16 protein-coding genes are annotated in these 17,914 nt (G+C 73.2%); 13 read left to right on the forward strand and 3 right to left on the reverse strand.

Annotation, left to right across the window (positions count from 1 at the left end; translation table 11 throughout):
- Positions 1 to 4: 4 nt before the first annotated feature.
- From ACZ7DL_RS05000 to ACZ7DL_RS05020, 5 genes are all read left to right on the forward strand, one after another.
- Complete coding sequence (locus tag ACZ7DL_RS05000; RefSeq protein WP_470771470.1) at positions 5 to 1,165, forward strand: acyl-CoA dehydrogenase family protein; 1,161 nt, start codon at positions 5 to 7, stop codon at positions 1,163 to 1,165.
- A 22-nt stretch (positions 1,166 to 1,187) separates the two neighbouring features.
- Entirely contained in the window at positions 1,188 to 2,756 is a 1,569-nt protein-coding gene (locus ACZ7DL_RS05005; RefSeq protein WP_470771471.1) for a 4-coumarate--CoA ligase family protein, read from the forward strand.
- The gene (locus tag ACZ7DL_RS05010) at positions 2,753 to 3,490 is read left to right on the forward strand and encodes an enoyl-CoA hydratase family protein (protein WP_470771472.1); all 738 of its coding nucleotides are present in this window, start codon (positions 2,753 to 2,755) and stop codon (positions 3,488 to 3,490) included. Before ACZ7DL_RS05005 ends, ACZ7DL_RS05010 begins: the two co-directional genes overlap by 4 nt.
- Positions 3,491 to 3,494: 4 nt before the next feature.
- Positions 3,495 to 4,130: a TetR/AcrR family transcriptional regulator gene (locus ACZ7DL_RS05015; RefSeq protein WP_470771473.1), complete on the forward strand. Its 636-nt coding sequence runs from the start codon at positions 3,495 to 3,497 to the stop codon at positions 4,128 to 4,130.
- Between the two features lie 206 nt (positions 4,131 to 4,336).
- Positions 4,337 to 5,362, forward strand: a complete 1,026-nt coding sequence (locus ACZ7DL_RS05020) for an isopenicillin N synthase family dioxygenase (RefSeq protein ID WP_470771474.1) — start codon at positions 4,337 to 4,339, stop codon at positions 5,360 to 5,362.
- 78 nt (positions 5,363 to 5,440) lie between these two features.
- On the opposite strand, the gene ACZ7DL_RS05025 is transcribed toward ACZ7DL_RS05020, so the two are convergent.
- Positions 5,441 to 6,541, reverse strand: coding sequence for a citrate synthase 2 (locus ACZ7DL_RS05025; RefSeq protein WP_470771475.1), 1,101 nt, complete (start codon positions 6,539 to 6,541; stop codon positions 5,441 to 5,443).
- 176 nt (positions 6,542 to 6,717) lie between these two features.
- On the opposite strand from ACZ7DL_RS05025, the gene pdxH reads away from it, so the two are divergent.
- From pdxH to ACZ7DL_RS05040, 3 genes are all read left to right on the forward strand, one after another.
- Positions 6,718 to 7,404, forward strand: coding sequence for a pyridoxamine 5'-phosphate oxidase (gene pdxH, locus ACZ7DL_RS05030; RefSeq protein ID WP_470771476.1), 687 nt, complete (start codon positions 6,718 to 6,720; stop codon positions 7,402 to 7,404).
- 313 nt (positions 7,405 to 7,717) lie between these two features.
- Positions 7,718 to 8,176: a GNAT family N-acetyltransferase gene (locus ACZ7DL_RS05035; RefSeq protein ID WP_470771477.1), complete on the forward strand. Its 459-nt coding sequence runs from the start codon at positions 7,718 to 7,720 to the stop codon at positions 8,174 to 8,176.
- Positions 8,177 to 8,288: 112 nt separating this feature from the next.
- Complete coding sequence (locus tag ACZ7DL_RS05040) at positions 8,289 to 9,692, forward strand: PAS domain-containing protein (RefSeq protein ID WP_470771980.1); 1,404 nt, start codon at positions 8,289 to 8,291, stop codon at positions 9,690 to 9,692.
- A gap of 139 nt (positions 9,693 to 9,831) precedes the next feature.
- On the opposite strand, the gene ACZ7DL_RS05045 is transcribed toward ACZ7DL_RS05040, so the two are convergent.
- Entirely contained in the window at positions 9,832 to 10,587 is a 756-nt protein-coding gene (locus ACZ7DL_RS05045) for an SIS domain-containing protein (protein ID WP_470771478.1), read from the reverse strand.
- A gap of 238 nt (positions 10,588 to 10,825) precedes the next feature.
- Here ACZ7DL_RS05045 and ACZ7DL_RS05050 point away from each other — a divergent pair, with 238 nt between their 5' ends.
- The 3 genes from ACZ7DL_RS05050 (at position 10,826) to ACZ7DL_RS05060 (ending at position 13,577) form a co-directional block, all read left to right on the forward strand.
- The gene (locus ACZ7DL_RS05050) at positions 10,826 to 11,518 is read left to right on the forward strand and encodes a metal-dependent transcriptional regulator (RefSeq protein ID WP_470771479.1); all 693 of its coding nucleotides are present in this window, start codon (positions 10,826 to 10,828) and stop codon (positions 11,516 to 11,518) included.
- A gap of 272 nt (positions 11,519 to 11,790) precedes the next feature.
- A complete protein-coding gene (locus tag ACZ7DL_RS05055; protein ID WP_470771480.1) occupies positions 11,791 to 12,699 on the forward strand; it encodes an alpha/beta fold hydrolase in 909 nt (302 codons plus the stop codon).
- 44 nt (positions 12,700 to 12,743) lie between these two features.
- Positions 12,744 to 13,577: a class I SAM-dependent methyltransferase gene (locus tag ACZ7DL_RS05060; protein ID WP_470771481.1), complete on the forward strand. Its 834-nt coding sequence runs from the start codon at positions 12,744 to 12,746 to the stop codon at positions 13,575 to 13,577.
- A gap of 121 nt (positions 13,578 to 13,698) precedes the next feature.
- Here ACZ7DL_RS05060 and ACZ7DL_RS05065 read toward each other — a convergent pair whose 3' ends face one another.
- Positions 13,699 to 14,364: a bifunctional DNA primase/polymerase gene (locus ACZ7DL_RS05065; protein WP_470771482.1), complete on the reverse strand. Its 666-nt coding sequence runs from the start codon at positions 14,362 to 14,364 to the stop codon at positions 13,699 to 13,701.
- Between the two features lie 279 nt (positions 14,365 to 14,643).
- Here ACZ7DL_RS05065 and ACZ7DL_RS05070 point away from each other — a divergent pair, with 279 nt between their 5' ends.
- Both ACZ7DL_RS05070 and ACZ7DL_RS05075 read left to right on the forward strand, forming a co-directional pair.
- Entirely contained in the window at positions 14,644 to 16,029 is a 1,386-nt protein-coding gene (locus tag ACZ7DL_RS05070; protein ID WP_470771483.1) for a transcriptional regulator, read from the forward strand.
- Positions 16,030 to 16,228: 199 nt separating this feature from the next.
- On the forward strand, positions 16,229 to 17,887 hold the full coding sequence (locus ACZ7DL_RS05075) for a hypothetical protein (RefSeq protein WP_470771484.1): 1,659 nt from the start codon (positions 16,229 to 16,231) through the stop codon (positions 17,885 to 17,887).
- Positions 17,888 to 17,914 lie beyond the last annotated feature (27 nt).

Here is a 17,914-nt window from a genome sequence, read left to right on the forward strand (position 1 = left end):
CCCCATGACCGCCGTCATCGAATCCGAAGAACACAAAGCCCTGCGCTCCGCAGTGGCCGCCCTCGGCAAGCGTTACGGCCGCGACTACCTCACCCGTACCGTCGCCGAAGGCAAATCCCCCACCGAGCTCTGGTCCGAGGCCGGCAAACTCGGCTACCTCGGCGTCAACATCCCCGAGGAGTACGGAGGCGGCGGCCGAGGCATAGCCGAACTCTCCCTCGTGCTCGAAGAACTGGGGGCCGCGGGATCGCCCCTGCTCATGCTGGTCGTCTCCCCGGCCATCTGCGGCACGGTGATCTCACGCTTCGGCACCGAGAAGCAGAAACGGCAGTGGCTCCCCGGGATCGCCGACGGAACCCGCCTCATGGCCTTCGGCATCACCGAACCCGACGCCGGCTCCAACTCCCACCGCATCACCACCACGGCCCGCCGGGACGGCACCGACTGGCTCCTCACCGGCCGCAAGGTGTTCATCTCCGGTGTCGACATCGCCGACGCCGTCCTGATCGTCGGCCGCACCGAAGACGCCCGTACCGGCAGCCTCAAGCCCTGCCTGTTCATCGTCCCGACCGACGCCGAGGGCTTCCAGAAGCGGCCCATCGACATGGAACTCAACGCGGCCGAGAAGCAGTTCGAGCTGACCCTGGACGATGTACGGCTGCCCGCCGACGCGCTCGTCGGCGACGAGGACGCCGGCCTGCTCCAGCTGTTCGCCGGGCTGAACCCGGAGCGGATCATGACGGCCGCCTTCGCGATCGGCATGGGCCGCCACGCCCTCGCCAAGGCCGTCGAGTACGCCCGCGACCGCACGGTCTGGAAGACCCCCATCGGCGCCCACCAGGCCATCGCGCACCCCCTCGCACAGGCCCACATCGACCTCGAACTGGCCCGGCTGATGATGCAGAAGGCGGCCCACCTCTACGACTGCGGCGACGACATCGGCGCCGGCGAGGCCGCCAACATGGCCAAGTACGCGGCCGGTGAAGCCTGCGTGAAGGCCGTCGACCAGGCCGTACACACCCTCGGCGGCAACGGCCTCACCCGCGAGTTCGGGCTCGCCTCGCTGATAACGGCCGCGCGCGTGGCTCGTATTGCGCCGGTGAGCCGGGAGATGATTCTCAACTACGTCTCCCATCAGACCTTGGGCCTGCCCAAGTCGTACTGACGGCCCTGCGCGAGGAGGAACCGTGTTCCACAGCGAGTACGCAGACGTTCCGCCCGTAGAACTCCCCATCCACGAAGCCGTCCTCGGCCGGGCCACCGCCTTCGGCGACCAGCCGGCCCTGATCGACGGCACGGACGGCACCACCCTCACGTACGAGCAGGTGGACCGGTTCCACCGGCGCCTCGCCGCCGCCTTCGCCGACGCGGGCGTCCGCAAGGGCGACATCCTCGCCCTGCACAGCCCCAACACGATCGCCTTCCCGACCGCCTTCTACGCGGCCACGCGCGCGGGTGCCGCCGTCACCACCGTGCACCCGCTCGCCACCGCCGAGGAGTTCGCCAAGCAGCTCGGCGACAGCGCGGCCCGCTGGATCGTCACCGTCTCCCCGCTGCTGGAGACCGCCCGCCGGGCCGCCGAACTCGCGGGCGGCGTACGGGAGATCTTCCTGTGCGACAGCGCACCCGGGCACCGCTCGCTGATCGACCTGCTCGGCACCACCGCCCCCGAACCACACGTCGAGATCGACCCGGCCGAGGACATCGCCGCGCTGCCCTACTCCTCCGGCACCACCGGAGTCCCCAAGGGCGTCATGCTCACCCACCGGCAGATCGCCACCAACCTCGCCCAGCTGGAGCCCGCCGTCCCGATGGGCCCCGGCGACCGCATCCTCGCCGTCCTGCCGTTCTTCCACATCTACGGCCTCACCGCCCTGATGAACGCTCCGCTGCGCAAGGGCGCCACGGTCGTCGTCCTGCCGCGCTTCGAGCTGGAGACCTTCCTCGCCGCGATCGAGAAGCACCGCATCACCGGCCTGTACGTCGCCCCGCCGATCATCCTGGCCCTGGCCAAGCACCCGGCGGTCAGCCGCTACGACCTCTCCTCGCTGGAGTACGTCCTCAGCGCCGCCGCCCCGCTGGACGCCCAGCTCTCCCTCGCCTGCGCCGACCGCCTCGGCCTGCCCCCGATCGGCCAGGCCTACGGCATGACGGAACTGTCCCCCGGCACCCATGTCGTCCCCATCGACCGCCTGCACCAGGCCCCCGCCGGCACGGTCGGCAGACTCATCGCCGGCACCCGGATGCGGATCGTCTCCCTGGACGACCCCGACAAGGACCTGGGCACCGGCGAGACGGGCGAGATCCTGATCCGGGGCCCCCAGGTGATGAAGGGCTACCTGGGCCGTCCCGACGCCACCGCCGCCATGATCGACGCCGAGGGCTGGCTGCACACCGGGGACGTCGGGTACGTCGACGCCGACGGCTGGCTGTTCATGGTCGACCGGGTCAAGGAACTCATCAAGTACAAGGGCTTCCAGGTGGCCCCCGCCGAACTCGAGGCCCTGCTGCTCACCCACCCCGGCATAGCCGACGCCGCCGTCATCGGCGCCTACAACGAGGACGGCAACGAGGTCCCGCACGCCTTCGTCGTCCGCCACGCGACCGCCGACGGCCTCACCGAGAACGACGTCCTGCTGTACGTCGCCGAACGCGTCGCCCCCTACAAACGTGTCCGCCAGGTCACCTTCCTCGACACCGTCCCCCGCGCCGCCTCCGGCAAGATCCTGCGCCGACAGCTCAGGGAGCACACATGACGGAACTCATCGGGCGTACGCGCACGCGCGGCGTCGAAACCCTCAGCCTGGACGCCACCGCCAGCCGCAACGCCCTCTCGGCGGCCCTGGTGTCCGCCCTCGCCGAGGCCCTGACCGCGTGCGGCAAGGACCCCGACGTACGAGCCGTCGTCCTCACCCACACCGGCGGCACCTTCTGCGCCGGCGCCGACCTGCGCGACCTTCCCGACCCCACAGCGCTGGTGGCCCTGCTCCGGCAGATCGTGGAACTGCCCAAACCGGCCGTCGCCCGGGTCACCGGCCATGTCCGCGCCGGCGGCCTCGGCCTGCTCGCCGCCTGCGACCTGGCGGTGGCCGGCCCCGACGCCACCTTCGCCTTCACCGAGGTACGCATCGGCGTGGCCCCCGCCGTGATCTCCCTGCCGGTGATCCCGCGCGCCGACCCCCGCGCCCTGGCCCGCTACTACCTCACCGGCGAACGCTTCGGCCCGGCGGAGGCCGTGCGCCTCGGTCTGCTGACGGCGACGGCGGACGACGTGGACGACGCCCTCGCCCCCGTCCTCGACGGCCTGCGCCGCTCCGCCCCACAAGCCCTGGCCGAGACGAAACGGCTGCTCACGACTAGGGTGCTGGAGACATTCGACCGGGACGCGGCGGACCTGACGGCACTGTCGGCCCGGCTGTTCTCCTCCGACCAGGCCCGGGAGGGGATGTCGGCCTTCCTGGAAAGACGGGACGCGGCATGGGTGGTGTGACCACATGAGCACGACGGCGGAACCCGACCGCGCGCCGCGGCCGGACCGCGGCGCCAAGCCGGACCGCAGCCCCAAGCAGGACCGCAGCCGGGCCACCCGGCAGCGGCTCCTGGAGGCCGCCGTGGCCTGCCTCGCCGAGCACGGCTGGGCAGGCTCCACGGTCGCCGTCGTCGCCGAACGCGCCGGCGTCTCCCGGGGCGCCGCCCAGCACCACTTCCCGACCCGCGAGGACCTCTTCACCGCGGCCGTCGAGTACGTCTCCGAAGAACGCTCCCTCGCGCTGCGGGCCCTGTTCCCGGACGGCGCCGCCGACCGCCGGGCCGTCGTCGCCGCCCTGGTCGACCTCTACACCGGCCCCCTCTTCCGGGCCGCCCTGCACCTGTGGGTCGCCGCCTGTGACGAGGAGCCGCTGCGCCCGCGCGTGACCGAGCTGGAGGCCCGCGTCGGCCGCGAGACCCACCGCATCGCCGTCGAACTCCTCGGCGCCGACGAGTCCCGCCCCGGCGTCCGGGAAACCGTCCAGGGCCTGCTGGACATGGCCCGCGGCCTGGGCCTGGCCAACCTCCTCACCGACGACACCGCCCGCCGCGAACGGGTCGTCGCCCAGTGGGCGGCGCTGCTGGAGGACGCACTGGGCTGAGGGAGCCACCGCGGGGGCGCGTTACCCTTGCCGCATGCTTCCGATGCTCGTTCGCCGCCGCCACGTGGACTACGTGCGCGTCACGAGCATGGGCTGTCGGCGTCTGACCGCCTGACCCAGCCCCCACTCTCCCTTTTTTTCCGGCACCGGGGGCCGCCCCTACCCCCCGGCGGCCACCCGTGCCCCGTACATCCCGCGGACGCACCATGACCACGCATACAGCGACGTCGTACCACCAGCTCCCGATCATCGACCTGTCGGCCGCCGACCGCGGCCCCCAGGCCCGCGCCCTCCTCCACGCCCAGCTGCACAGTGCCGCCCACGACGTCGGCTTCTTCCAGCTCGTCGGGCACGGCGTGACCCCGGCCGAGACCGACGCGCTGCTCACCGCCATGCGCGCCTTCTTCGCCCTCCCCGAAGCCGACCGGCTCGCCCTGGACAACGTGGGCTCCCCGCACTTCCGCGGCTACACCCGCACCGGCGACGAACGCACCGGCGGCGCACGCGACTGGCGCGACCAGCTCGACATCGGCGCCGAACGCCCCGCCCGGATCCCCGGCCCCGGCGAACCCCCGTACTGGTGGCTCCAGGGCCCCAACCAGTGGCCGGCCGCCCTCCCCGAACTCCGCACGGCGGCCCTCACCTGGATCGACAGGCTCAGCACGGTCGCCCACCGCCTGCTGCACGAACTGCTGACCGCCATCGGCGCCCCGGCCGACTTCTACGACCGGATCTTCGGCGCCCACGCCCACCCGCACCTCAAGCTCGTCCGCTACCCCGGGAGCGCGGACGACGGCGCCGACCAGGGCGTCGGCGCCCACAAGGACTACGGCTTCCTCACCCTGCTCCTCCAGGACACCGTGGGCGGCCTCCAGGTCCAGCGCGAGGACGGCCGCTTCCACGACGTACCGCCGATCGAGGGGGCGTTCGTGGTCAACCTCGGCGAACTCCTGGAAGTCGCGACCGACGGCTACCTGCTGGCCACGAACCACCGGGTCGTGAGCCCGTCCGGTGCCACCGAACGCTTCTCGGTGCCGTTCTTCTACAACCCGCGCCTGGACGCGAGGGTCGAGCCACTGCCCTTCCCGCACGCCTCCAAAGCCCCCGGCGTCACCACCGACCCGGCCAACCCCCTGTACGCCGAGTACGGCTACAACGAACTGAAGGGCAAACTGAGGGCACACCCGCTGGTGGCGGAACGGCACCACGGGAACCTGCTGACACCGGCGTGATCAGCTCTTCGGGGGCGCGGGGAACTGCGCGAGCAACCACACTCGACCCGCAGTCGCCCGCGCTCCGCACAGCCCTCTCTAGTGGGCGATATCCACATACCCCTCGATGTCCTGGGGCCGCCGAGCCCCCGGACCCACATACCGGGCAGAAGGCCGCACCAGCCGCCCCGTCCGCTTCTGCTCAAGGATGTGCGCGGACCACCCGGCAGTCCGCGCACACGTGAACATCGACGTGAACATGTGCGCCGGCACCTCGGCGAAGTCCAGCACGATCGCGGCCCAGAACTCGACGTTGGTCGCCAGCACCCGATCGGGCCGCCGGTTGTGCAGCTCCTCCAGCGCGGCCTTCTCCAACGCCTCCGCGACCTCGAACCGCGGCGCGCCCAGCTCCCGCGCGGTGCGCCTCAGCACCCGCGCCCGCGGGTCCTCGGCCCGGTACACCCGGTGCCCGAAGCCCATCAGCCGCTCACCGCGGTCCAGCGCCTGCCGCACGTAGGCCTCCGCGTCCCCCGTACGCTCGATCTCCTCGATCATCCCGAGCACCCGGGACGGCGCACCACCGTGCAGCGGCCCGGACATCGCACCGACCGCACCGGACAGCGCGGCGGCGACATCCGCACCGGTGGAGGCGATGACCCGCGCCGTGAACGTCGACGCGTTCATGCCGTGCTCGGCGGCGGACGTCCAGTAGGCGTCCACGGCCGCCACGTGCTTGGGGTCGGGCTCCCCACGCCAGCGGATCATGAACCGCTCCACCACGGAGTTCGCCTTGTCGATCTCCCGCTGCGGCACCATCGGCAGACCCTGGCCGCGCGCGGACTGGGCGACGTAGGACAGGGCCATGACGGCGGCCCGGGCCAGGTCCGCGCGCGCCTGCCGCTCGTCGATGTCGAGCAGCGGCCGCAGCCCCCACACGGGGGCGAGCATGGCGAGCGCCGACTGCACGTCCACCCGGATGTCACCCGAGTGCACCGGGATCGGGAACGGCTCGGCGGGCGGCAGACCGGGGTTGAAGGCGCCGTCGACCAGCAGCCCCCACACGTTCCCGAACGAGACGTGCCCGACCAGGTCCTCGATGTCGACGCCCCGGTAGCGCAGGGCGCCGCCCTCCTTGTCCGGTTCGGCGATCTCCGTCTCGAACGCGACGACTCCCTCGAGTCCGGGTACGAAATCGGACATCAGGCGGCTCCTCGTGATGTGTGGGCGGCGGTCACCCCGGTGATGCCCCGATCGGCCGGTGGTCACCCGTGGTCAACCCAACCGCAGGGGAAGCAGCACGATAGCCTCCGGTGCCAGAGTTGGGGAGAGCACTCGACACTGAGTGCCATACCCGTTCGATACGGCAAGATGACCGCGTGACCGACCGCGACCCTCTTCTGGATCCCGTCCTCGATCCCGCCGCCATGCGCAAGCAGTACCGGGCCGACGGCCTCGCCGCGGAGGACCTCGCCACGCACCCCATGGACCAGTTCGCCCGCTGGTTCGAGGACGCCGCCCGGGCGGCCCTGCACGGCACCCTCTACGAGCCCAACGCGATGGTCGTCTCCACGGCGGACGCGACGGGCCGTCCCAGCTCGCGCACGGTACTGATGAAGCAGTTCGACACCGACGGCTTCGTCTTCTACACCAACTACGGCTCCCGCAAGGCCCGTGACCTGGCGGAGAACCCGCACGTCTCGCTGCTCTTCCCCTGGCACCCGCTGGCCCGCCAGGTCATCGTCACCGGCACCGCGCGCCGCACCGGCCGTGACGAGACCGCCGCCTACTTCCGCACCCGCCCGCACGGCTCCCAGCTGGGCGCCTGGGTCAGCGCCCAGTCCACGGTGATCGCCTCACGCTCCGAACTGGACGCGGCCTACGCCGAACTGGAGACCCGCTACCCCGAGGACGAACAGGTCCCGGTGCCCCCGCACTGGGGCGGCTTCCGCATCGCCCCCGAGGCGATCGAGTTCTGGCAGGGCCGGCACAACCGCCTCCACGACCGCCTGCGCTATGTGGCCCAGCCGGACGGCACCTGGCAGGTCGAACGCCTCAGCCCCTGACCCACGGGCCCGGAGAACGCAGACGACCCGCGGGCTGGGTTCCTCGAAGAGGAGCCGGCCGGACGTACCGGCAGCCCGCGGGTCGGGTGACTGCTTGGGATTGGGCCGGCTGCGCGTTTCGCACACACGCTGGTCCGGCACCGCACTAAGTGTGGTGGCAGGCCGCTAGCCCGCAGCCACCTCTTCCGTCCGGTATCCATACATTCGCCGAACCACCTCCTCTCCGAAGTACCGACCACCCTAGGAAGCATCCGGGCAGGGCTCAACTGTTTTTCCGACACCTTTCCGTGCGCCCCGCACTACCGTCCTGCGCATGACAGAACTGCGGATCACGCCCGTCGACGGCGACCTGATGCTGGAACAGTGGCGGTACGTCCACAACGTGATCGTGCCGCCCGCCGCCATGGCCCTGACGGACGCCCGTGAGCGGCTGGGGCGGTACCGGCTGGAGAACGCGTATCTCGGGGACGTGCTGGTGGGGTGCTCCACCGTGCGGCCGCCCGCGGGCGACGAGGGCGCGGCCACCGTCATCGCGCGGGTGCTGCCCGAATACCGCGGGCGCGGGTTCGGCACGGCGATCTACGAGAAGGGGCTCGCGCACGCGCGCGTGCTGGGGGCGCGGCTGATCGAGACGTGTGTGCTCGCCGCGAACGAGGACGGGCTGCGGTTCGCCGGGCGGCAGGGGTTCGTCGAGGTCGAGCGGTACGTGCTGGAGGGGGAGCGGGACGAGTGGGTGGACCTGCGGCTCCGGCCGCACGGCCCCGGGCATTGATTCGCGCAATCTTGTGGGAACAGGATGTGTGCTGCGTCACGTTCCAGTTGAATGAAGGCCAGTGAGCGAACCGAGCGCCTACGTGCGCGGACGCAGCTTCCAGGGGGTCCAGGTGAGTGCTTCGCGGCGGAGTGGGGCCACCGACGAGCTGGGGCCGGACGAGCCCGGTGAGCCCGGCGGCTCCGATCTGCTCGCCGCGCTGCTGGACGGCATGGACGCGGCTCTGTGCGCCTTCGACGCCGACGGGGTCGTGACCCACTGGAACCGGGAGGCCGAGCGGATCCTCGGCTGGACGGCCGCCGAGGCCGTGGGGCGGCACGGGTTCGCGGGGTGGGCGGTGCGCAGCGCCGACGCCGAGGAGGTGCAGGCCCGGCTGATGTCGGCGATGCACGCGCCGGGGCGCCAGGTGCACGAGTTCGCACTCGTCACGAAGGACGGCGGGCGGGTCCTCGTCCGCACGCAGTCCGCCGCGGTGCGCGGGCCCGAGGGGAAGCCGGCGGGGGTGTACTGCGCGTTCAGCGAGGTGCACGCGCAGATCGACCTGGAGCGCTCGATCGCGCTGAGCGAGGCGCTGTTCGAGGACGCGTCCTGGGGAGTCGTCCTCGTCGACGCGGATCTGCGGCCCGCCGTCGTGAACGCGCACGCGGCGCGGGCGCTGGGCGTGGGGCGTACGTCGGTCCTGGGCCGGCCGCTGGGCGAGCTGCTCGCGCAGGGCGTGGAGGAGCTGGAGGCCGCGCTGACCCACGTCCTGGCCGAGGGCGCGCCGCCCGCGCCCGCCGAGATGTGGGTGACCCTGCGCGTCCCGGAAGGCGAGAAACGGCGCTGCTGGCGCAGCGGGTTCCTGCGGCTGGCCTCGCCGCTCGCGGAGGAACCGGTGCCGCTCGGCGTCGGCTGGCTGTTCCAGGACGTCACCGAGGCCAAGCAGACCGAGCAGGAGGCGGCCCTGCTGCGGTTCCGCACCAACCAGCTGCACCGCGCGGCCCGCGCCGCCGCCGAGTGCGAGGACCCGGCGGAGGCGGCCACCGTCCATCTGGACTTCGCCCTGGCCGGCTTCGCCGACCACGCGCTCATCGACCGGGTGGCGGGTGCCCCGCGCGCGGGTGGCGAGGAGGCCGCGGACCCGGTCCGGCTGGTACGGCGCGCCGCCACACCCGCCGGCGCGCCGGGACCGAGCCTGCTCACGGGCGCGGCCGGACTGCCCGTGCGTTACGAGGAGGGGCATCCGGCGCTCCAGTGCGTGCAGCGGGCCGGCACCGTGCGCGCGGACGCCGGGTCGGTCCCGGCGGAGCGGGCGCGGGAGTGGGCGCGGGAGCGGCAGTGGCCCGGCGACACGGTGCACGCGCTGTGCGTGGTGCTGCGCAGCCGGGGGCGGACGCTGGGCGTGGTGACCTTTCTGCGCACCGCCGGCCGCAGCCGCTTCGAACGCTCCGACACGGCGTACGCGGAGGACGTGGCCGTACGGATCGCGGTGGCCCTGGATCTGGCGGAGGCGGTCCGGGAGCGGCCGGAAGAGTAGCCCCTCGGGCGGGCGGAGACGCCGGGGCGGGTGCGGGCGCCGGTACCAGCGCCGGTGTGCGCGGCGGTCTGGGCGCCAGTACGGGCGGCGTGCCGGCGCCGGTTGTGCGGCGCTTCGGGCGCTGGTGTCGGCGCCGGCTTCAGCGGCGGTAGAAGATCCGGTCGCCGTACTCCCTCATCACCCGGCCGTTCCACTCGTGTCCGCCGTCGACGTTGCCGGAGCGCAGGAGCGGGGGCTCGATGCCGCGGTCGGCGAGGGCGGCGGCGGTGGTCGCCATCACGGCCTGCATCAGGGCGGCGGTGACCACGGTGGAGGCGGGGGCGAAGGGGGCCGGGATGGTGTCGAGGCTCAGTTCCGCGTCGCCGACGGCGATCTTCGAGTCGAGGACGATGTCGCAGTGGTCCTTGAGGAAGGTGCCGGAGGCGTGCCGGGACGTCGTCTCGGCGGCGTAGGCCACCGAGGTCACGCCGATGACCTTCACCCCGAGGGCACGGGCGCCCTGGGCCATCTCCACGGGCAGTGCGTTGCGGCCGGAGAGGGAGATGATCACGAGGGCGTCGCCGGCGCGGAGCGGGGAGGTGTCGAGGACGGCGCTCGCGAGGCCGTCCACGCGTTCGAGGGCGGAGCCGAGGGTGGCCGGGGTGACGTCGACGCCGACGACGCCGGGGACGGTGAGCAGGTTCATCAGGGCCAGGCCGCCCGCGCGGTAGACGACGTCCTGGGCGGCCAGCGAGGAGTGCCCGGCGCCGAAGGCGAACAGGCGGCCGCCGGCCGCGACGGTGTCGGCGAGCAGGGCGCCGGCCGCGCCGATCGCCTCGGCCTCCTCGTCGCGGACCCGCTGGAGCAGGCCGATGGCGGCGTCGAAGAACAGGTCGGCAGGCGTGCCGTCGCTCATGCGGTGCCCCTTCGCAGCGTCTGTGTCGCGGATCACCGTGCGGTCTGGACCAGTACGGTGTCAATACGGCCGGGGGTTCCCGGCCACCGGTGTCGACCGCAGGCGCCCGGTGCCGGTGCTGCGCGAGACGGCCCCCGTTTCCCCGGTACCGCCCGCTTGTCGGTGGGATCCGGCAGAATTGAGGGCAGGGCCAGCGCACGCGGCCGGGCTTGCCGGCAGAGGTAACCGAGGGGCACGTATGTCCGGACTGATCGACACGACGGAGATGTACCTCCGCACCATCCTCGAGCTCGAAGAGGAAGGCGTCGTCCCCATGCGCGCCCGGATCGCGGAGCGGCTGGACCAGAGCGGGCCGACGGTGAGCCAGACGGTGGCGCGGATGGAGCGCGACGGTCTGGTCTCCGTGGCCAGCGACCGGCACCTGGAGCTCACCGACGAGGGGCGGCGGCTGGCGACGCGCGTGATGCGCAAGCACCGCCTGGCCGAGTGTCTGCTCGTGGACGTGATCGGGCTGGAGTGGGAGCAGGTGCACGCGGAGGCGTGCCGCTGGGAGCACGTGATGAGCGAGGCCGTCGAGCGGCGTGTGCTGGAGCTGCTGCGGCACCCCACCGAGTCGCCGTACGGCAACCCGATCCCGGGCCTGGAGGAGCTGGGCGAGAAGGACGGGGCCGACCCGTTCCTGGACGAGAGCATGGTCTCGCTGGCCGACCTGGACGCGGGCACGGACGGCAAGACGGTCGTCGTGCGCCGCATCGGCGAGCCGATCCAGACGGACGCGCAGCTGATGTACACGCTGCGGCGGGCGGGTGTGCAGCCCGGCTCGGTGGTGAGCGTGACGGAGTCGCCGGGCGGCGTGCTGGTGGGCAGCGGCGGTGAGGCGGCCGAGCTGGAGGCGGACGTCGCCTCGCATGTGTTCGTGGCCAAGCGCTGAGATGTGAGAGGGCCCCGGCGCCGTTGGCGCCGGGGCCTGTCCTCCCCTGTGCTGACCCGGAGCCCCGAGCTCTCAGGGTCATCCCCTCGGACCGTTTTCCCCGAGCGGTCCGCCCTCCCGCAGAAAAGATCCCCTCGGCTGAGGCGATCATGCCTTGAGAGGTGTCACTCAAATGAGGGGTGTTGTCCGCGGAGACAGAATTTTCGAATAGGTATTCGATAGCCTGAAGCAGATGGACGACGAGGCAGGCGGAGCTGGGGGGTTCCTGGCCGATGGCACGGCGTATCGATGTGACGGGAGCGGGCGGCCTGCGCCTGGCCGCCTGGGAGTTCGCCGACCCTCCGAAACCGGAGGTGGATCCGGCCCCGCCGGACGCCCGGCCCGGCGGGGCGCGAGCGGGGGCGGAGCCCAGCGCTCCGGGGGTGTTGTTATTGCACGGCCTGATGGGCCGCGCCTCCCACTGGGCGGCCACCGCCCGCTGGCTCGCCGGACGCCACCGCGCCGTGGCGCTCGACCAGCGCGGTCACGGCCGGAGCGACAAACCCCCGCAGGCCGCCTACACCCGTGAGGCGTACGTCGAGGACGCCGAGGCGGCCGTCGAACAGCTCGGCCTCGCCCCCGCCCTGCTCATCGGCCATGCCATGGGTGCGCTGACCGCCTGGCAGCTCGCCGCCAAACGCCCCGACCTGGTACGCGGCCTGATCATCTGCGATATGCGGGCCTCCGCGCTCGGCGCGGCCTCGCAGCGCGAGTGGGCCGCCTGGTTCCGCTCCTGGCCCGTCCCCTTCGCCAGCCTCGCCGACGTCCGCACGTGGTTCGGCGAGCACGACCCCTGGGTGGAACGGCCCAACCCCGCGCGCGGCGCGTTCTACGCCGAGGTGATGCACGAGCGCGAGGACGGCTGGCGCCCCGTCTTCGAACCGGAGCAGATGCTCAGCTCCCGCGAGACATGGGTCTACGACGCCCACTGGGACGAGCTGGCCCAGGTGCGGTGCCCCACGCTCGTCGTCCGCGGCCTCGACGGCGAACTGGGCCGCGCCGAGGCCCAGGAGATGGTCCGGGTCCTGCCCCACGGCGTCTACGCCGAGGTCCCCGACGCCGGCCACCTCGCCCACTACGACCATCCGGAATCCTGGCGCGCGGCCGTCGAACCCTTCCTCACCCGGGTCCTCGCCGACTGACGCCGAAGCCCATCCCTCCCGGCAGCCGAAGGACCCGACATCGCATGACCAGCCAGGCCCAAGAGGACTTTCTGAAGGCGTTCCACGCCGCCCGCCCGGCGGTGACCGCGGAGGCGTTCGACGCGGCCCGCGCCGCGGACGGACGCACCGGGTACGACATCCTCCGCGACCGTGTCACGGGCCGTCGCCGCGTCCTGGACCTCGGCTGCGGCGACGGCCTGCTGCTGGAGCTGCTCGCCCGCACCCCGGGCCGGCAGCTCGCCGGCATCGATCTCTCCGCGCACTCGCTCGCCCTGGCCCGCCGTCGTCCGGCGCTGTCCGCGGCGGCCCTGGTGGAGGGCCGGGCCCAGCGGCTGCCGTTCCGTACCGGCGCCTTCGACGCTTGTGTCTCGCACATGGCGCTGATGCTGATGGCCGACATCGACCAGGTCCTCGCCGAGCTGTCCCGGGTGCTGGCGCCCGGCGGCCTGCTGGCCTGTGTGATCGGCGCCGGCGGGGGCGGGGCGGCGTACGAGCTGCTCGGCGAGCTGCTGCCGGAGGCGCTGCGCGCCGCGCCGGACGACCGTCGCATGCCGCCGCTGGGGGATCGCCGTACCCGTGACCCCGAGGCGCTGAGCGCCCTGCTCGTCGCCGCCGGTTTGGGCACCGGGCAGGAGCGGGAGACGGTGACCGTCGACCTGAGCGGTCCGCCCGAGCGGGTCTGGACGGCGCTGTCCGGTCTCTACGACCTCGCGGCGCTGGACGCCACGGCGCTGGCCGCTTTCCGGGCGGCTTTCCTCACCCGTGCCGCCGACATGGCCGGCCCGGGTGGCGTCCTCGGCTGCCACTTCCGCCTGCGCGTGCTCACCGCGCTGCGGGACCGACGTACGGGGGACTGACGTACGCGCTCGCGTCTGCCCGGTGCCGTGCCCCGGCGGCCGCGGGCGCGTCGTGGCTGGTCGCGCAGTTCCCCGCGCCCCTTTCGCGCCTCTCCTCGCGCTCCTTCGGGGGCGTCCCGCGTCAGCGATCCCGCCCGCACGCATAGGCGAGCGGCGAGATCAGCTCCTCCGCATCCGGCAGCCACCGGTTCGCCGGAGTCGGCCGGCAGGCCCACTGCGCCGCACCACGGGACCCGAACCGCGTCGGCGGCGCGGCCACGTACGCACCCTCGCCCAGCGCCACGAGATCCAACGAGGACAGCGACCACCCGAGCTTCCGCACCAGGTCGGGCACTTTCGCGGACGCCCCCGGCAGCACGAAGAACTGCATCCGCCGGTCCGGGGCCAGCGTCACCGGGCCGAGCGTCAGCTCCATCCGCTCCATCCGGGCCAGGGCCAGGAAACCGGCGCTCTCCGGGACGGACAGCGCGTCGAAGGTCCGTCCGGTCGGCAGCAGGATCGACGCCGTCGGCTGCTTCTGCCACATCCGGCGCGCGACGGTCGCACTGCCGGTCGCCTGGGTCGCCCAGTCGGGGCGCGCGGGGTGCGCACCCGGCGCAGGGCAGGAGGCATCCCCGCACGAGCAGCGCTGCATCCCGTCGACCGCTTCCAGCCAGGTGCCCGGGAACACGTCCCAGTGCCGCTCCTCGGCGTAGCGTACGGCGGTCTCCAGCAGCGATTCCCCGCGCTGCTGCGGAATGTGACCGGCAATCTGAGTGTCCTGGGCGCCCGCGATCGTCTCTTCCACGCTCCACTCAACTCCCGCACCCACCTGGAGTTACGGCCGTAGCGCGCGGGGGAGGAGCATCGATTCCGCACTTGGGGCGCATGGGTGCACGGGCGGGGGCGCGCGGGAGGAGACGGGGCGTGAGGTGGGTAGCCAGGGGTGGGGGCAACCGTCTTTACCCCGGCAAACCGCACATGTCACGCATTGACGGTATGTCAGCTGGGCAGTGATCTTCCCGGCCGGAACTTCATGCTCCACCGGAACTCATGCTCCAGGGGATCGCGACGCAGGGGGTAGCTCATGGCCGCAAGGCCTCTCGTGGCGAGGCAGCCGAACGAACGGCTGCAAGCACTCATCCAGGAAGCGGGGTGCTCGAACGCCGGGCTGGCCCGGCGCGTCAACATGTGCGGCGCCGAGCACGGCCTCGACCTGCGCTACGACAAGACGTCCGTGGCCCGCTGGCTGCGCGGCCAGCAGCCGCGGGGCCGGGCCCCGGCGATCATCGCCGAGGCGCTCGGGCGCAAGCTCGGCCGTACGGTCACGATCGACGAGATCGGCATGGCCAACGGCAAGAACCTCGCCTCGGGGGTCGGCCTCCAGTTCTCGCCGACGGTACTGGGAGCCATCGAGCAGGTATGCGAGCTGTGGCGCAGCGACGTGGGCCGGCGGGACTTCCTCTCCGGCTCCTCCGTCGCCGCCTCCGCGCTGGTCGAGCCCAGCCGCGACTGGCTGATCTCGGCACCGGACGCCCAGGTGGCCCGGCAGGCGGGCCCGCGGGTGGGGCAGGCCGACGTGGCGGCCGTACGGTCCATGACCCAGGCGCTGGTGGATCTCGACCACCAGTACGGCAGCGGGCATGTGCGCCCGGTCGTCGTGCACTACCTCAACAGTGTCGTCTCCGGGCTGCTCGCGGGCTCCTACCGGGACGCGGTCGGGCGGGAACTCTTCGCCGCCGTGGCCCGGTTGACCGAGCTGGCCGGGTACATGGCCGTCGACACCGGCCAACCGGGCCTGGCGCAGCGGTACTACATCCAGTCGCTGCGGCTGGCGCAGGCCGCCGGGGACCGCGGATACGGCGGGTACGTCCTCGCCGCGTCCATGAGCCACCTCGCCGCGCAGCTCGGTAACCCGCGCGAGATCGCCCAGTTGGCGCGGGCGGCGCAGGAGGGGGCGCGCGGGCAGGTGACCCCGCGCGTGGAGGCGATGTTCCACGCGGCCGAGGCACGCGGGCACGCCCTGCTCGGCGATGTCCGCGCGGCGCAGGCGGCCGGCGGACGGGCGGTCACGGCGATGGAGCGGGCGGACGGCTCCTCGGCGGACGACCCGGTGTGGATCGCGCACTTCGACGAGGCCTATCTCGCCGACGAATTGGCGCACTGCCACCGTGACCTCGGGCAGCCCGAGCAGGCGGCGCGGTACGCCGAGCAGTCGCTGGCCGGGCACCCCGAGTCCCGGGCCCGCCGGCGCGCCATCGGCTATGTGCTGCTCGCCACGGCCCAGGTGCAGCAGCGCGAGATCGAACAGGCATGCAGCACCGGTCTGAAGGCGGTGGAACTGCTGGAGACGCTCCGCTCCAACCGGGGCGCCGAGTATCTGGACGATCTCCAGCAGCGCCTGGACCCCTTCCGGGACGAGGCGGTGGTGCGGGAGTTCGGGGCGCGCCTCGATCTTCAGCAGGCCGCGTGAACACCTGTCCCGCGGGGGCGTGAACGGGCGGCGAACGGCACCCGGGGCGCGCCGGGTGCCATGAACAGCGCGGTGCCGGCGGTTTTGTTACCGCTGTCACAGGGAAGGAAGTTGCGTCCTGAGCTGCGTGGCACACGGCTCGGGGGACCCGGTAGCGTGAGCCGACGATTCACAAGGTCCCCCATTGGTAGGAGTCCCGGTGACGCAGAGTGGACAGGGCGAGGAGCCCTCGGCGCGGCCCGCGCGCGAAGGCATCGTGCTGCCCTCCGACGGAGGCGAGCCCCTGCTGCCGGGCATGACCGCGACGCCCGCCCCCGCGGCCCCGGCCGGCGGGCAGGCCTGGGGCGGCTCCTGGGGCCCCGAGCAGCAGGCCCCGGAGGCGGGCCAGGGCTGGTCCGCGGCCCCGCAGTGGACCGCCCCCGGGCAGGCCCCGGCCGCCGCGAACCCGGGCCCCTTGCCGCCGGAGGGCGCCCCGGCCCCGTCGTACGGAGGCCAGGCGCCCGGCCAGGGGGCGCAGTACGGCGCTCAGCCCGGTGCCGGTGCGTACGGCGCGGCCCCGCAGCCCGGGTACGGTGCCCCGGACCCCTATCAGCAGTACCAGCAGCCCCCGCAGCAGCAGCCGTACCAGCAGCCGTACCCGGCGCAGTCCGCCCCGGCACCCGCCGCGCCGCTGCCGCCCGCGTACCCGGCCGCTGCCGCCCCGCTGCCCCCGACGGCCGACGGCGCGACCCAGTACATCCCGCCGGTCCCCGCCGGTCCCGCGGACGAGGGCGCCACCCAGTACCTGCCGCCCGTGCAGGCCGGCCCGGCCGACGGCGCCACCCAGTACATACCGCCGGTTCAGGCGGGCGCCGGGAACGAGGCCGCCACGCAGTACATCGCGCCGGTGACTCCCGGGGTGCTGCCCCCGGAGTCCGGGAGCGAGGAGACGCGCTACCTCGGCCAGGTGCCCCGGGAGGGCGGCGCGCCCGCGCCCTCCGACGCGGAGGCCACCCAGTACATCCCGCCCTACGCCGCCCAGGCGCAGGGCGCGGACCGGCAGCCGCCCGCCGAGTTCGACAACCTCTTCCGCGGCGGCCCGGCGGGCGACGACGGCCCGGCCGGGTCCACCCAGCAGCTCCCGCGCGTCCAGGAGCCGGACGCCTACCCCGGCCCGGCCCCGTCGTCGTACCGCTCGGCGCAGCCGTCGTACGCCCCGGAGCCGGAGCACGGCGGGCGGCGCTCGGGCCGGTCGCGGGTGCCGCTGATCGCCGCCGTCGGCGTGGGCCTCGTCGTGATCGGTGTCGGCGCCGGCGCGCTGCTCAGCGGTGGCGGCGGCAAGGAGCAGGGCGGTGACGACAAGGGCAAGACGGTCGCCGCCACGTCCCCGGCCACCGAGGACTCCGCCTCGCCCAGCGCCGACCCCGCCCGGCAGCAGGCCGTCGATCTGGACAAGCTGCTCGCGGACAGCGGCAGCAGCCGGGCGTCGGTGATCCAGGCGGTGGCCGACGTCAGGGGGTGCGACAACCTCGACCAGGCCGCCTCCAACCTGCGCGACGCGGCCAAGCAGCGCGCCCAGCTGGTCACCCGGCTCGGCAAGCTGTCCACGGACAAGCTGCACGCCCAGGGCCAGCTGCGGGACGCCCTGACGAAGGCATGGCAGGCGTCCGCCGCGGCCGACAACCACTACGCGGCCTGGGCCGACCAGGTCAAGGGACGCAAGGGCTGCCACAAGGGCCACGCCCGGCCCACCGGCGAGACCCAGGCGGGCAACCGGGAGAGCGGCACCGCCAGCGCGCAGAAGGCGAAGGCGGCGGCGCTGTGGAACGCGATCGCGAAGCAGTACGGCCTGACCCAGCGCCAGCCCACCCAGCTGTGACCGCGTGGGCGGGTCCCGGCGCCGGGA

This window comes from Streptomyces sp. NPDC036984 (genome assembly GCF_055607665.1).

Bases quoted from the DNA above. Each gene is read 5' to 3' on its own strand.
- ACZ7DL_RS05015 (WP_470771473.1), top strand. From the start codon at position 3,495: ATGAGCACGACGGCGGAACCCGACCGCGCGCCGCGGCCGGACCGCGGC.
- ACZ7DL_RS05055 (WP_470771480.1), top strand. From the start codon at position 11,791: ATGGCACGGCGTATCGATGTGACGGGAGCGGGCGGCCTGCGCCTGGCC.
- ACZ7DL_RS05025 (WP_470771475.1), bottom strand. From the start codon at position 6,541: ATGTCCGATTTCGTACCCGGACTCGAGGGAGTCGTCGCGTTCGAGACG.
- ACZ7DL_RS05020 (WP_470771474.1), top strand. From the start codon at position 4,337: ATGACCACGCATACAGCGACGTCGTACCACCAGCTCCCGATCATCGAC.
- ACZ7DL_RS05070 (WP_470771483.1), top strand. From the start codon at position 14,644: ATGGCCGCAAGGCCTCTCGTGGCGAGGCAGCCGAACGAACGGCTGCAA.
- ACZ7DL_RS05060 (WP_470771481.1), top strand. From the start codon at position 12,744: ATGACCAGCCAGGCCCAAGAGGACTTTCTGAAGGCGTTCCACGCCGCC.
- ACZ7DL_RS05000 (WP_470771470.1), top strand. From the start codon at position 5: ATGACCGCCGTCATCGAATCCGAAGAACACAAAGCCCTGCGCTCCGCA.
- ACZ7DL_RS05045 (WP_470771478.1), bottom strand. From the start codon at position 10,587: ATGAGCGACGGCACGCCTGCCGACCTGTTCTTCGACGCCGCCATCGGC.
- ACZ7DL_RS05035 (WP_470771477.1), top strand. From the start codon at position 7,718: ATGACAGAACTGCGGATCACGCCCGTCGACGGCGACCTGATGCTGGAA.
- ACZ7DL_RS05010 (WP_470771472.1), top strand. From the start codon at position 2,753: ATGACGGAACTCATCGGGCGTACGCGCACGCGCGGCGTCGAAACCCTC.
- ACZ7DL_RS05050 (WP_470771479.1), top strand. From the start codon at position 10,826: ATGTCCGGACTGATCGACACGACGGAGATGTACCTCCGCACCATCCTC.